Source organism: Rheinheimera sp., from assembly GCF_030824435.1.
GTDB lineage: Bacteria > Pseudomonadota > Gammaproteobacteria > Enterobacterales > Alteromonadaceae > Pararheinheimera.
The window spans coordinates 87,357-102,345 of sequence record NZ_JAVBXS010000021.1 but is presented as its reverse complement, the minus strand read 5'-3'; the positions used below and the strand labels follow the sequence as shown (position 1 = coordinate 102,345).

The window sequence follows — 14,989 nt, the reverse complement described above, 5'->3', positions numbered from 1 at the left end:
TTACTTATACATCTCATCTTTTTATATGAAAAATATTCAAACAAAACAGCTGTATTGTCAGAATGATGTTAACAAATTTCCCCAAAATCATCGGTTGTGTTCAGTTTCTTTTGCTCTATCTTGGAACCCTGACGGGCAGTTCCTGACTGCTGTACAGGGAAAATCCCGAACATAATCAATAAAGATACGGGGATAGACGATGAAACTAATTTACTCTTTGGCGGCTTTGGCTGCCTTTAGCATACAGGCGCAAGCCGCAGTAGCGGGTTATCCTGTGGTGTTGATCCACGGTTTTCAGCCTGATCAGCTCAAAAGCAAACCAGCAGCGGCAGAAGTGACACAAAATGGTGAGTCTTATTGGCAAAACTACTGGAATGCCAGAGCTGATGTAAGGATTGACTGGCCGTCCCATGAGCGTATTAAAGGTAAAATTGCCACAGACTACGTCTGGCCAAAACTGAAACAACTGTCGCTCAATCAAACCTGCAAAAACGGCTGTATTATTGTCAGCCATTCCACCGGCGATTTGGTTAGTCGTTATCTGATTGATAATCAAGCGCTTTGGTTGCAAAACGCCGGTATGACACCACTTAATATTGTTGCTACCTTCGATTTTGCCGGTGCTGGTGGTGGTTCTGAGCTGGCTGATTTGGCGGTGAATGTGGCCACTGGTGGTGGTCTGGTCGACGCGGCGCTGAAAGCTGCTTTATCGCTTTGGCTTGGCGAAATTCCCAGTGCCACCAATGTGGGAGTGCTGCAGGATTTAAGAGTCAACACAGCCAGACAGCTTGCAGCCATGCCACAAAGCCGGGTGCCAAGATTACGTTTTGCCGGTGCATCTTCCGCTTTCTTAGGTCTGACCAGCCCGTTTTTACCTGGCAATGATGACGGTGTAGTGTCACCTCATTCCAGTTGTGGTGCGTCTGCAGTAGCCGCTTTTGATAGCTGCTCAACTACAGTAGCCTTTGACGGCAAACTGACGGGTCAATCTGGTGTCAGCAATTTTATGCCGTACCATTACCCCATGCTGATGAGCCAGGATTACACCCACAGCAACCTGATAGACGCCGCAAGGCGTGGTAATGTCACAGCGGTCAACAGCAGTAAAAATTATCTGGATGGCAAAACTTTAAGCTTCACCACTTACGACGAAAGCCGCGGCTGGTGGATATTTGCTTCGAAATACCGTGTGGTCAAAGGCTCAGAAAGTTACAGTATGTCTGACTTGTTGTACCGCACAGCCAATCAGGGTTAACAATGAACAGGCGCAATTTGTGGTGGTTAGTGGTTGTGGCCGGGCTGCTGTTTTGGTGGTTTAGTCAGCCTGTAGCTGTGTTACCAACACAAATAGCGCCTCTGGTTACACCGGTACAACCTCAGCCAGTTACTCAGGCAAAAGCAGAACAACAGGGCACTCAGCTGGTGGAAGTAAAAGAGCAACTGCCTGAAGAACTGCAACAAAGTTTTGCATTGGTGGCGCAAAGTTATGCCGCTGAAGTGGCAGCTCCGGCTTATGCCAGACCGCTGACAGTGGCAGACGTACAATTGTTACAGCCGAACCAGTTTTTTGCTCAGAGTATTCCGGTTGCCGGTGGTGGCAGTATCAGACTGGAAGCCAGTCAATACAGGTTTAGTTACCCGGAACAGGTGCGGGTTAGTCTTGTCAGCAGTGGTATTGCGTTAACCGAAGTTCAGGTGCAGCTGGTGGCGCTGCAGCAGGAAAAAGTACTGATCACTGCTGCATTACAGGGTTTGGATGGCCGTTATGATGCAGTGTTAAGCCCGGAGCCTGACTGGGACGGTGAACTTGAAGTGCGTTTTAGCTTTGAGCATCAGGGTGAACAACAACAGTTACAAACCGCTATTGAATACAGTCAGCCGGTGGCGGAAATTACTGCTGTCGGCAGCCCATCGGCTGTGGGGGCCGATTTAGTGATCCCACTGCATATCAGTGTTAAACAAGCTGGTTTTTACCGCTTGCGCGCCAATTTATTTAGCCAGACGCAGCAGCCACTGGCGCAACTCACAGCCACAGATAAACTGGGTAGCGGCCCGCAGCAGCTGCAATTAAAAGTGCACAAAACAGTGCTGGCAGGCAGAGCTGGCCCGTATTGGTTAAAAACTTTTGTGCTGGAGAAAATGTCAGCATCCCCGGCCGAACCCACGCGCTACGGTAAAAGTGCTGAGCCAGAATATGCAGTGGAATATATGTCGTTGGATGCGTTATCTGACGAGCCGGTGGAAATGTCAGCCGAAGAGCAGCAGCGGTTGGAGCTATTGCAAAAACTGGCCGGTCAATAACAGGGTGCGAGCAAGGCGCCGTGCCCGGTGATATTGGCGCAGCGCCTTGTTATTATTAATTGAACATCATGGCTGATGCTGCTGACTGACAGCCTTTTGTGCAGTTGTCAGCCGTTATTCCATATCCAGCTCTTTGAGCTTACGCGTTAAGGTATTACGACCCCAGCCGAGGCGTTTGGCGGCGTCCTGTTTATGGCCATGGGTAAACTGCAATGCTTGTTTGAGCACGATACGTTCAAACTCAGGGCCAGCTTCTGACAGAATATCTTCTTCACCAGCATTCAGTTTTTGTTGCACCCATGCCGCCAATAACTCCTGCCAGCTTTGATGATGATCACCATTCGCTGCGCTGTACACTTTAGGCGCTGCGGTCAGTTCGGGTGGTAAATCTGATAACAATACCTGTTTGCCACTGGCCATCACTGTTAACCAGCGGCAGGTGTTTTCCAGCTGACGCACGTTACCAGGCCAGTCGAGCTGAGCCAGATATTTTTCAGTGTCTTGTGCCAGGCTTTTGGCTTCGACATTCAGCTCTTTGGCGGCTTGTTGTAAAAAGTGCTGCGCCAGTTTCGGAATATCCTGTTTGCGATCTTTGAGTGCCGGAATATGGATACGGATCACATTCAGGCGATGGAATAAATCTTCGCGGAATTTGCCATCTGCTACCAGTTGTTCCAGATTCTGGTGGGTGGCGGCAATAATACGTACATCAACATTCACCCCCTGGTGACCACCCACCCGGTAAAACTGACCATCGGCCAATACCCTTAACAAGCGGGTTTGTACATCAAGCGGCATATCGCCAATTTCATCAAGAAACAAAGTGCCGCCATCGGCTTGTTCAAACCGGCCTTTACGCAGGTTGGCAGCGCCGGTAAAAGCGCCTTTTTCATGGCCAAACAGTTCCGACTCTATGAGATCTTTTGGAATAGCCGCCATATTCAGCGCAATAAAAGGCTGCTCCGAGCGCGGGCTGTGTTTATGCAGCGCATGAGCCACCAGCTCTTTACCAGTGCCACTCTGGCCGTTGATCAGCACGCTGATACTGGAACGCGACAAACGGCCTATAGCGCGAAACACTTCCTGCATGGCTGGCGCTTCACCAATAATTTCAGTGAGTTGTGAGCTTGCTGCCGGTTGTTGTTTGGGCTTTTTGGCATTGGCATGTTCTAAAGCGCGGCTGATCAGCGCTACAGCTTCGTTAATATCAAAAGGTTTAGGCAGATATTCAAAAGCGCCTCTTTTAAAGGCATTTACCGCGCTGTCTAAATCTGAGTGCGCCGTCATAATAATCACCGGCAATTCTGGCGCCAGTTGTTGTAATTTTGACAATAACGCCATGCCATCTGTGCCCGGCATGCGGATATCAGACACCACAACAGCAGGTTGGTCATATTCCAGCCGTTGTAACATCAAGTCAGCTGAAGCGTAACTTTCACAGACAATACCAGCGCGTGACAGCGCTTTTTCCAGCACCCAACGAATCGAGTTGTCATCATCAATAATCCAGACATCCTGATGCATTTTTAAGCTCCTGCGTGGTGTGCCGCAACGTTGATCGGCAAATATAAAGTAAATTCAGTACGGCCAGGCCAGCTGTCACAATCAATCCAGCCGCCGTGCTGATGAATAAGAGTTTGGGCTATAGATAACCCAAGGCCTGTGCCTCCGGGTTTACCGCTGACCATAGGGTAAAACAAAGTGTCTTTAATTTCTGGCGGAATACCTGGGCCATTGTCGATGACTTTGACTGTTGCCACTAATCTGTGACGGCGGCCATGAATGGTATGCTGGTGCAAAATACGGCTTTGCAAAGTGATTTGGCCGCCATCTGGTAACACCTGCTGGGCATTACGCACTATGTTCAGCAGGGCTTGTTCTATCAGTTCAGGGTCAAATAAAAAGTCCGGAATACTGGGGTCGTAATCCCGGTTAAACTGGACTGCTGATGGGTTGTCCATTTGCGCCAGTTGACTGACTCTTTCAATGATCTGATGCAAATTGGCGAGATGGCGTTGTGGTGGTTTATAAGGGCCAAGCAGACGGTCAACTAAATTTCTGAGCCGGTCGGCCTGGGCAATAATCAGCTGGGTATATTCTTTTTGTTCATCATTCAGCGATTCTTCCAGCAACTGCGCCGCACCACGCAAACCACCCAAAGGGTTTTTAATTTCATGCGCCAGACCACGAATAAGCTCACGCGCAGCTAAGTGCTGATGTTGCTGCAAACTTTCCATGCTGATTTTGCGTTGTTGATCAACTTGTTTGAGTTCTACCAGCACAGTGGCCTGTTCTGTCTCCAGACTGCTGGCGGTAATATCCAGCAAAATATGGCGGCCATCGGGTAACACCGTATGCACATCACTGATGCCAAAACCCTGTTTGGTGGTCAAAGTGCTGAGCAAGCGACTGGCATGCAGTTCGCTGAACTGGAAAAGTGCAGGAAAATACTGATTTAAAAGACGTTTTTCGCCAATGCTCAAAAGTGCACAGCAGGCGGTATTAAAATACTGCACCTGAAGCTGGGCATCCAGCACCATAATGGCGGTGGTGAGATGATTGGCATAATCGATGCCGGCTAAATTTAATGACGGTTGACTCAAGCTGCTAGCCCTCTGCACCATGTTAGTGCATCGAAACCGGCAGTGTAGCGGCTGTGGGCTGAAAATTCAGCCCTGATGCACTATTTTGGTGAAATAATCGAAGCTCTATGTAAATAGAAGGTCGTGGTAGGACTAGTTGCAATTACCTTGCCGCTTTCGTTTAGCAGCTCCAGTAATAGCTGGTGTTCACCCCGTTCCACATCATGCAGGATAAAGTTGGCATTGCCGGTTGGGCCTGCCACTTGTTTGCCATCCAGATAAAGTTTCACACGAAGGCCGGTGGAAAACATCGGTTTGATTTGACCTGACACATACACAGTGCCACTGTTTTCGCGCACTGTGCCTTGTTGTTCAGGTTTAGAAATAGCCACTTCAAATTGAGTATCTTCCTGCACCACAGGTGTTGGCATGGGGCTTGATGAAGAAGGAGCCATCACAGTGGCAGTGTCTTTGACCGTCACCTGAGTGGCGCCAGGACTTGGGCTGTCAGAAAATACCAGATTGTTGTTTTTGTCTTTTGTGACAAAAACCTTTTTGTCATCTGCTGCAGATAACGCCAAAGAAGTAATTAACAACAACCAGACTGCTTTTTTCATTTTATTCCTATAACAACAAGTGAGTCGTTTAGTAATTTTTTGTTTACTCTATCGTGCTTTATTGCATTTGACCAGAACAAAAAGCCCGCAAATGCGGGCTTTTTCTGGCATGACTTGTTGTCATTTGTGACAGGCGCTGTTGGCCTGCATTTTTTGCTTACACGCTGTAATACAGTTCGTATTCCAGTGGGTGTACAGCCATAGAAACCCGTTTGGCTTCAGCACGTTTTAATGCAATGTATGCGTCGATCATCGCATCTGACATCACGCCGCCTTTGGTGAAAATGGCACGTGATTTGTCCAGGTTGTCCAGCGCTTCGTCTAAAGAACCACATACCTGAGGGATCAATGCTTCTTCTTCCGGTGGCAGGTCGTACAAATCTTTATCCATGGCTTCGCCCGGATGGATTTTATTCTGGATACCGTCTAAACCAGCCATCAGCTGAGCAACAAAAGCCAGGTACGGGTTAGCCGCCGGATCCGGGAAACGTACTTCAATACGGCGTGCTTTAGCACTTGGTACCAATGGAATACGCACAGAAGCAGAACGGTTACGGGCAGAATAAGCCAGCATCACCGGAGCTTCATAATGTGGAACCAGACGTTTGTAAGAGTTGGTTGACGGGTTGGTGAAAGCGTTGATGGCTTTAGCGTGTTTGATAATACCGCCAATGTAATACAACGCCATTTCTGACAGACCGGCATATTTATCACCGGCAAACAAATTCACACCGTCTTTGGCTAAAGACTGGTGGCAGTGCATACCTGAACCATTGTCACCAACAATTGGTTTTGGCATGAATGTCACAGTTTTGCCGTACATATTGGCAACGTTGTGCACTACATATTTCAGTTGCTGAATTTCGTCGGCTTTTTTGGTTAAAGTGGCAAAACGGGTGGCAATTTCGTTCTGGCCAGCAGTTGCAACTTCATGGTGATGCGCTTCAACTACCTGACCCATTTCCTCCAGCACCATACACATAGCGCTACGGATATCGTGGTGTTGGTCAACCGGTGGTACCGGGAAATAACCACCTTTTACACCAGGACGGTGCGCCAGGTTGCCGCCTTCATAACCTTTGTCTGAGTTCCACGCTGCTTCAGTAGAATCTACTTTGAACATAGCGCCTGACATGTCGTTTTTGAACTTCACGTCATCAAACATAAACCACTCTGGCTCAGGTCCGAATAATACAGTGTCAGCGATACCTGTTGATTTTAAATATTCTTCAGCACGTTTAGCGATAGAACGCGGGCAACGCTCGTAACCTTGCATAGTGCTTGGTTCAATCACGTCACAGCTGATCAGAATAGTGGTTTCTTCAAAAAACGGGTCCAGTACCATAGAAGAGGCATCTGGCATCAGGATCATGTCGGAGTCGTTGATACCTTTCCAGCCGGCGATAGAAGAACCGTCAAACATTTTGCCGTCTTCAAAAAAATCTTCGTTAATCTGGCTGGCAGGAATAGTGACATGCTGCTCTTTACCCTTGGTGTCAGTAAAACGTAAATCAACAAACTTCACGTCGTTTTCTTTCATAAAACTCATAACGTTCGATGCAGACATGCAATCCTCCGGATTATTCGGGTTGTAAATCAGGCTGTTTTTCAGGTTTTCGGTTAGACCGACAAGTTGCGCTACGAAAGCCAGTTTTGTGCCAACAATCTAACTAATTGATTTTAATGAACCTGCTTAGGTTGATTGTTGTTTGCCTTTAGGTTGTTGCACTATTTTGGTTCAGTGGTGCATTAATGTGGTGCAGAAATATCACAACTTGCACCAAATCGGATGCAGCGCTAACCATAGCAAGTTTTTATCTGATGTTGTGTAGTCCGGAAAATTTTTTCAATACATTGTGTTTGCTGTGCAACTGAAAAAAATCACGGCGTTTTATAGGTTATATCAGCCAGAGCTTGTGCAGATGTTACGCCTGAACCTATTGTTGGCTTATAGAGGTGGCTGATGGCAGCTGTGGGAAAAATAGTAAATAACGTTAAAAATATGCCGAAATTGACAAATTCTGTTGTTGCGGAAAAATACAACAAACAGATAAATTTCCCTCCGACCCACAAAGCAGGTAAAATGCGCGCACGAATTTTTCGGGTACTTGCTGTGATTTGATACATGCGGGTACACATTAACACTTCACAAAGCGAGCACCACATAAATGTCTTATGATCTCAGCAAGTTGCGCAATATCGCCATCATTGCGCACGTTGACCACGGTAAAACTACACTTGTTGACAAACTCCTGCAGCAGTCTGGCACCTTCGATGCCCGCGCTAAGTTACAAGAACGGATGATGGATTCAAATGCTCAGGAGTCTGAGCGCGGTATTACCATCCTGGCGAAAAACACTTCAGTACGCTGGAATGGCTACCACATCAACATCCTGGACACACCAGGTCACGCCGACTTCGGTGGTGAAGTTGAACGTGTTCTGTCAATGGCTGACTCGGTATTACTGTTAGTCGACGCTGTTGAAGGCCCAATGCCACAAACACGTTTTGTAACGCAAAAAGCTTTTGCCCACGGTTTAAAACCTATTGTTGTTGTGAACAAAATTGACCGTCCAGGCGCACGTCCGGATTGGGTTATTGACCAGGTATTCGACCTGTTTGACAACTTAGGCGCTACTGACGAGCAGTTAGATTTCCCTATCGTTTATGCATCTGCCATTAACGGCTGGGCTACTTTAGATTACAACGAGCCAAAAACTGATATTAACGATCTGTTTGCCGCTATTGTTGAGCACGTAGCACCACCAAAAGTAGAACTGGATGGCGACACCCAAATTCAGGTGTCTCAGTTAGATTATTCCAGCTACCTTGGCATTATCGGTATCGGCCGTATCAAACGTGGTACGTTAAAAGTGAACCAGCAAGTGACGGTATTAGGTGCTGATGGTTCAAAACGTAACGGTAAAGTGGGTCAGGTATTCAGCTATTTAGGTCTGGAACGGATTGAAACTCAGGAAGCAAACGCCGGTGATATTATTGCATTCACTGGTTTAGGCGAACTGAAAATTTCTGACACTATTTGTGCCACTACGAACCTTGAAGCTTTACCTGCTTTACAGGTTGATGAGCCAACAGTGACCATGACTTTCCAGGTCAACACTTCACCATTTGCTGGTAAAGAAGGTAAGTTTGTCACTTCACGTCAGATTTTAGAGCGTTTAAATAACGAACTGAAACACAACGTTGCTTTACGTGTTGAAGAAACTGAAGACGGCGACAAATTTAAAGTGTCTGGCCGTGGTGAACTGCACTTAGGCGTGTTAATCGAAAACATGCGCCGTGAAGGTTTTGAACTGGCCGTTTCCCGCCCAGAAGTAATCATGAAAGTGGTTGACGGTCAGAAAATGGAACCTATCGAAAACGTCACCATTGACGTGGAAGAGCAGCACCAGGGCTCTATCATGGAAAAAATGGGTGAACGTAAAGCCGAAATGACCAACATGCAACCAGACGGCAAAGGCCGCATCCGGATGGATTTCCAGATGCCAAGCCGTGGTTTAATTGGTTTCCGTACTGAGTTTATGACGTTAACTTCAGGCACAGGCCTGATGTACAACAGCTTCGACCATTACGGCCCGTACAAAGGCGGTTCAATCGGCCTGCGTATGAACGGTGTACTGATTTCTAACGCCATGGGTAAAGCTGCTGGTTACGCGATTTTCTCGCTGCAGGAACGTGGTCGTATGTTCATCGGTCATGCTGATGAAGTGTATGAAGGTCAGGTCATTGGTATCCACAGCCGTAGCAACGACTTAACTGTAAACTGCTTAAAAGGCAAACAGTTAACCAACGTCCGTGCTTCTGGTACTGACGAAGCCATTAACCTGGTTCCGCCAATCCGCTACACGCTGGAACAGGCACTGGAATTTATTGATGACGACGAACTGGTAGAAGTAACACCATTGTCTATCCGTATCCGTAAACGTCATTTAACTGAAAACGACCGTAAACGCGCCAGCCGCGCTTAATATCAGTTTTTCAGTGAACAAAGGCCAGCAGCAATGCTGGCCTTTTTGTTTTATGTACAGGGCAACTGCGGGATCTCAGCACGCCAACAGTTTGGCGTGCTGCCGTGGTTGCGCCCCCCGCTCTGCGGGTGGCCGGGCGGAAGGTATGCCGCTATTGCAGGAGCAAATAGCGGCGATGTACAGGAAGTACTGTATCCGTGGTTGCGCCTCTTGCACTGCGGGTGGCCGGGCAGAAGGTATGCCGCTATTGCACAGAGTGGTTTGCGCGCTGTAAAAGCCCGGATTGAAGCTGCAATGGCAATACAATGGTCTGACTGATACCGCTGCTCAGAACCACTGAATGCTATGCAGAAATTGTAAAAATAATGGCAAGTCGGCACAGAGCTGTGTATTGTTCGGCTGTTTGCAATATAGAAGCAGGCTAAGTTTGCAGGAGCAGCATGACGTCGCGGCGCGCTTTTTATAAAGACAAAACAGTGTTGGTGGTGGACGACTCAGACCAAATCCGTAGTTACGTCAAAAGTATGTTATTGCTGATTGGTTTTGATGATGCCGTGCTGGCGCGGGATGCGGATATGGCGCTGAGTTATTGCCGTCGTATGTCTTTTGATTTTATTCTTTGTGATTTTCATCTGGGCCAGGGCCGCAACGGTTACCAGCTGCTGGAAGTGCTGCGCACAGAAAAACTGCTGAAACCAGATTGTTGTTTTCTGGTGGTCAGCGCCGAGCGCCAGCGTCAGGCGGTGCACGGTATGATTGAATTTCAGCCGGCCGATTATCTGCTCAAACCCTTCAGTTACGCCGAACTTGAACGGCGGATCTCCCGTGCTTATCACACCAGACACGCTCTGCAGCTGGCTTATCAGGCGATCAGCAGTGGTGATTATGACGATGCGATTCTGGCCTGCGACCACGTGATTGAATATAAAAGCCAATATGTGATGCATGCCAGCCGGCTAAAAGCTGAGTTGTTGTTAAAACTGGAACGGTTTGACGAAGCTGAACATCTGTATCAGTGGGCGCTGACAGTGCGCGAATTTGGCTGGGCCAAGCTTGGGTTAGCTGTGACTTATGGTTATCAGGGCAAGTCGGAACAGGCCGAAGCTTTGTTGCTGGAGCTTTCGCAGCAGGCTGAAACCAAAGTTGAAGCGATGGATTGGCTGACCCGGCTTTATATCAGTCAGGGCAAAGCGAAAGAAGCGTTGGATGTCGTGGAGCAAGTGGCACGTTATTCACCCAAAAATTACCTGCGCCAGCACGTGATGGCAAATCTGGCAGTGGTTGATGATCAAAAACCGCTGGCGGTCAGCGTGCATCAGAAACTGCTGGCCTCAGCACGTTATTCGATGCATGACACCGCCGACAATATGTTGAATTACGCCAGGGCTTTATTGGAAGTAGCCAAAGACCAATCTGAAAAAGAGCGGAAAGAGACCTTTGGCAAAATTGACAATTTTATTGGCACTATTAAAAAACGTTTTCATCCGGCCAGTTTTGAACACGACAGGTTAGTGCTGGAAGCCCGGATGTTATTGATGCAGGGCAAAACGCAAAAAGGGCTGGTGCTGTTAGAAAGCAGTGAACAACTGTCGCTGGAAAAAACTCTGTCGGTCACCGGCATGCTGGACAGGGCCCGTGCTTATTATGAAAGTGACAATCTGGCCATGTGTGAACACTATATGGCGGCAATTGCCACTGTAGCGCACGATGACGATTTGTATTGCAGTGCGCTGAATCTGATGATGCAACATGAAAAGCAAAAACATCAGCAGTTGCGCCAGCAGGCTGCAGCCTCAGGGTCGTCTCATTATTCCAAAGCCATCGACTATTTCCGTTATGCACTGGAGCAAACACCAGGCAATGTGAACATAGCCCTGAATTTACTACAGGCAATCAGCGCAAAAGAACAACTGAATGTTGATTTAACGGAGCTGGCCCAACATTGTGTTGAAATCATCGAAGGCGGCTGGTTGCCGCCGGATCAGCATAAACGTTATCAGGTGATCTTAAGCCATCTCGAACTTTAACGGTTTTGCCCTGTGCTGGTAATTCCGGGCGGCATTTTGTAAACTGCCGCCACTTCAAAGACGGGGAACCGCTTATGTTATCTGTATTCGTCAGGCTTATATTGGTATTGTCGCTGGCAACTTTATTCAGTTGCACTCCTGCTGATCCCATTCAGAAGTTTTCCGGCCCGGCGCAGGGCTCAACTTACAATGTCAGTTTCTGGTCAGAACAACCTGTGGATGCCGCAGCATTAAAAAAACAGGTGGAAACTGAACTTGAACGTATTGACCTGGTGATGTCGAATTACCGGCCGGACTCTGTGATTGAAAAATTTAACCAGCAACAAGGTACTGAGCCGGTAGAAGTCGGCACTGAACTGGTGCAACTGATTGAACAAGCTCGTTTTGTGTCGTCACAAAGTCTGGGTTGTTATGATTTAACGGTCAAACCTTTGTTTGAGCTCTGGGGTTTTAAAGCCGACAAGTTTAATCAGCCAAGTGAAGCGCAGTTACAACAGACTTTAGCTTTGGTAGGCATGGCAAAAATACAACAACCCAGCCCTTCAATGCTGGCTAAACAGATACCTCAGTTGCGGGTTGATGTTTCATCTATTGCACAGGGTTGGACAGTGGCCCAGCTGGCCCACATTCTGGAACAGGCCGGTATTGACAATTATCTGGTGGAAGTCGGTGGTGAGCTACAGGTCAAAGGCAAAAAACCACAACAACAAGCCTGGAAAGTGGCGATAGAGAAACCTTTACCTGGTGAACAGACGTTGCAGAAAATTATTACGGTGCAACAGCCGGAACCGCTGGCCGTGATGACGTCCGGCACTTATCGCCATTATTTTGATGCCGATGGCAAAAGATACAGCCATGTGCTTGATGCCCGTATTGGTGCCCCGGTAAAACACAACACAGTGTCGACTACAGTGTTAATTGAAAATCCAACCCTGGGCGACGCCTGGTCTACAGCATTTTTATGTATGGGGAGTTCGGACGGTAAGGCTGTCGCCGATCGGCTGGGTATTAAAGTGTTGTTTATCGACCAAATCGGTGATGAACTGGTAGAAATCAGCAGTGAAGCGCTGAAACATACCAAAACAGTCACTTTACAATAACGGACTGTTTAACCAACCACAGGTGCGCCACTGGCAGTATAAAGGCGACACGAGGCGGATGATGGATCAAGATGTCTGATGTGAAACTGAACAAAATTACTCTTTATTTGCAGCAGACATGGCGGCTGGTGCAGCTATATCTGCAGCGTTGCCAACACGACCAGGTTGGCATGATAGGCGGTTATCTTGCTTATATCTCGTTGTTGTCGCTGGTGCCCTTGTTGGCGGTGGCTTTTTCGGTATTAAATGCATTTCCGATGTTTGCCGGTTTGCGGCTGGAAATAGAAAGCTTTTTATATGCCAATATAGTGCCGTCACGCGGTGTTGAGATTCAGACTTATATTAATGGTTTTGTCGATAATATTGGCCAGATGACCACAGTGGGAGTGATGTTCCTTGTTGTAGTCGCTTTGATGCTTATTCACAATATCGACAAAACACTGAATAAAATCTGGCGGGTACAAAAGCGACCCAGAGTGATGATTTCATTGTCAATTTACTGGATGATTTTAACACTTGGTCCCATTCTGCTTGGCAGCTCTATTGCACTAACTTCTTACCTGGCCTCTTTTACCCATCTGGCTGATAACTACACACCCTGGTTGTCGACGCTGTTGCTGCGGTTGGCGCCTTATGCTTTTTCATTGCTGGCGTTTTTTATGTTGTACCAGCTGGTGCCGAATATAAAGGTGCGTTACAGCCATGCTTTATGGGGCGCTTTGTTTAGTTCAGTGTTGTTTGAAATGCTGAAAAAAGGTTTTGCGTTGTATATTCAGCATTTTCCGTCTTATCAGGCAATTTATGGCGCTCTGGCGCTGGTGCCTATCTTGTTTGTCTGGGTGTATTTATCCTGGCTGGTAGTGTTGCTTGGCGCTGAACTGACAGCCTTGCTGCAGGAGTTTGAACACCGGCATTTGTTGGCGCAGCGTCATCAGCAGCAGTCTGCAGCCCCTTCGGAGTCTTCTGATGTACCGCACTGAACCCGTAGAAACTTATCAGACATTTTTTCTCGAGCGGCCTGATGGTCATCGTATTTATGTTGAGCAAAGTGGCAACCCGGCCGGTATCCCGGTGTTAATGTGTCATGGCGGCCCGGGTGGCGGCAGTTCACCTTTTCAACGTACTTTGTTTGATGCCAGCCGTTACCGTATTATTTTGTTTGATCAGCGTGGTTGTGGCCAGTCCACCCCTTTTGCCAGTTTAACGGCCAACAGTACCGCAACGCTTTGTGAAGATATTGAAGCTATCCGGCAGCATCTGGCCATAGAACGTTGGGTGGTGGCAGGTGGTTCCTGGGGCAGCACCCTGGCTTTGTATTATGGCCAGCAATATCCAAAACGCTGTCTGGGTTTTATTTTGCGGGGCATTTTTCTGGCGCGGCCAGAAGACATCGACTGGTTATACCGGCCAGGTGGTGGTGCCAGTCAGTTGTTTCCGGATTATTTTGCCGATTTTATGGCGCCTATTCAGGCAGCCGCCGGACTGGATGTTTTAGTTGCCTATCAGCAATTATTGCAGCACCCGGATCCGCAAGTTCAGCTGAACGCAGCACAAGCCTGGAGTTTGTGGGAAGCACGAGTGGCCACTTTGTTACCTAATCAGAATATGAGAGCGGGTGCAGTAGAGGCAGAATCCGCGCTGCCGCTGGCGCGGATTGAAAACCACTATTTCCTGCATCATTGTTTTATGGCTCCCAACCAGTTGTTGCGTGATTTGCCGCAAGTCCGGCATTTACCCTGTTACATAGTGCATGGCCGTTATGACATTGTTTGTAAAATGGAAAACGCCTGGACTTTGTCACAACAGTGGCCGGGTTCAGTGTTAAAAATAGTGCAGGACGCCGGGCATTCAGCCAGTGAAGCCGGTATCTGCCGAGCTTTGTATGACATGTCCGTTATGCTGGCGGAACTTTTGACTGCGCAGGAATAGTTGATGATTGCGTTATTACAACGGGTGCGCCGTGCCAGTGTTGAGGTAGATGAGCAGCAGGTGGGGGCCATTGGCCCTGGTTTATTGGTGTTGCTTGGGGTTGAAGCCACGGACAATCTGCAGAGCATGCAAAAGCTGGCGGACAAAGTGCTGAAATATCGGTTGTTTAACGATGAGAACGGCAAAATGAACCTGAACGTACAACAACACGGCGGTTCGCTGCTGGTGGTGTCGCAGTTCACTTTGGCCGCTGATACCAACTCTGGACTCAGGCCCAGTTTTACCCCGGCGGCCTTGCCTGAAGTGGCTGAACCTTTGTACCAGGCATTTGTTGCTTATTGCGCCGGGCAGGGTATTGCAGTTGCCACAGGACAGTTTGGCGCTGATATGCAGGTGAGCCTGGTGAATGATGGCCCTGTGACCTTCTGGTTGCAGGTATAAGTG

Annotated in this window: 13 protein-coding genes; 8 read left to right on the top strand and 5 right to left on the bottom strand. The window is 48.0% G+C overall.

Annotated features, from left to right (window positions below):
* Positions 1–199 precede the first annotated feature (199 nt).
* Entirely contained in the window at positions 200–1,255 is a 1,056-nt protein-coding gene (locus tag RCH83_RS05210; protein WP_306519737.1) for a hypothetical protein, read from the top strand.
* A 2-nt stretch (positions 1,256–1,257) separates the two neighbouring features.
* On the top strand, positions 1,258–2,301 hold the full coding sequence (locus RCH83_RS05205) for a hypothetical protein (RefSeq protein WP_306519735.1): 1,044 nt from the start codon (positions 1,258–1,260) through the stop codon (positions 2,299–2,301).
* A 114-nt stretch (positions 2,302–2,415) separates the two neighbouring features.
* On the opposite strand, the gene glnG is transcribed toward RCH83_RS05205, so the two are convergent.
* The 5 genes from glnG to RCH83_RS05180 all read right to left on the bottom strand — a co-directional run bounded on the left by glnG (position 2,416) and on the right by RCH83_RS05180 (position 7,627).
* Entirely contained in the window at positions 2,416–3,825 is a 1,410-nt protein-coding gene (gene glnG, locus RCH83_RS05200) for a nitrogen regulation protein NR(I) (protein WP_306519733.1), read from the bottom strand.
* A gap of 2 nt (positions 3,826–3,827) precedes the next feature.
* Positions 3,828–4,904, bottom strand: coding sequence for a nitrogen regulation protein NR(II) (gene glnL / locus RCH83_RS05195; RefSeq protein ID WP_306519731.1), 1,077 nt, complete (start codon positions 4,902–4,904; stop codon positions 3,828–3,830).
* An 80-nt stretch (positions 4,905–4,984) separates the two neighbouring features.
* Positions 4,985–5,500 (bottom strand): DUF4124 domain-containing protein, encoded by a 516-nt coding sequence (locus RCH83_RS05190; RefSeq protein ID WP_306519729.1) that lies wholly within the window; start codon positions 5,498–5,500, stop codon positions 4,985–4,987.
* Between the two features lie 157 nt (positions 5,501–5,657).
* Positions 5,658–7,067, bottom strand: a complete 1,410-nt coding sequence (gene glnA, locus RCH83_RS05185; protein WP_306519727.1) for a glutamate--ammonia ligase — start codon at positions 7,065–7,067, stop codon at positions 5,658–5,660.
* A 314-nt stretch (positions 7,068–7,381) separates the two neighbouring features.
* Positions 7,382–7,627 (bottom strand): hypothetical protein, encoded by a 246-nt coding sequence (locus RCH83_RS05180; RefSeq protein ID WP_306519725.1) that lies wholly within the window; start codon positions 7,625–7,627, stop codon positions 7,382–7,384.
* Positions 7,628–7,668: 41 nt separating this feature from the next.
* Between RCH83_RS05180 and typA the strand changes: the two genes are divergently transcribed.
* The 6 genes from typA (at position 7,669) to dtd (ending at position 14,986) form a co-directional block, all read left to right on the top strand.
* Positions 7,669–9,489, top strand: a complete 1,821-nt coding sequence (gene typA / locus RCH83_RS05175; protein ID WP_306519723.1) for a translational GTPase TypA — start codon at positions 7,669–7,671, stop codon at positions 9,487–9,489.
* A gap of 440 nt (positions 9,490–9,929) precedes the next feature.
* Positions 9,930–11,516, top strand: a complete 1,587-nt coding sequence (locus RCH83_RS05170) for a response regulator (RefSeq protein WP_306519721.1) — start codon at positions 9,930–9,932, stop codon at positions 11,514–11,516.
* A 74-nt stretch (positions 11,517–11,590) separates the two neighbouring features.
* Positions 11,591–12,616, top strand: coding sequence for an FAD:protein FMN transferase (locus RCH83_RS05165; RefSeq protein WP_306519719.1), 1,026 nt, complete (start codon positions 11,591–11,593; stop codon positions 12,614–12,616).
* Positions 12,617–12,687: 71 nt separating this feature from the next.
* The gene (locus RCH83_RS05160; protein WP_306519717.1) at positions 12,688–13,596 is read left to right on the top strand and encodes a virulence factor BrkB family protein; all 909 of its coding nucleotides are present in this window, start codon (positions 12,688–12,690) and stop codon (positions 13,594–13,596) included.
* Complete coding sequence (gene pip / locus RCH83_RS05155) at positions 13,583–14,545, top strand: prolyl aminopeptidase (protein WP_306519715.1); 963 nt, start codon at positions 13,583–13,585, stop codon at positions 14,543–14,545. The genes RCH83_RS05160 and pip overlap by 14 nt, the downstream gene beginning before the upstream one ends.
* Positions 14,546–14,548: 3 nt before the next feature.
* A complete protein-coding gene (dtd, locus tag RCH83_RS05150; RefSeq protein WP_306519713.1) occupies positions 14,549–14,986 on the top strand; it encodes a D-aminoacyl-tRNA deacylase in 438 nt (145 codons plus the stop codon).
* Positions 14,987–14,989: the final 3 nt, after the last annotated feature.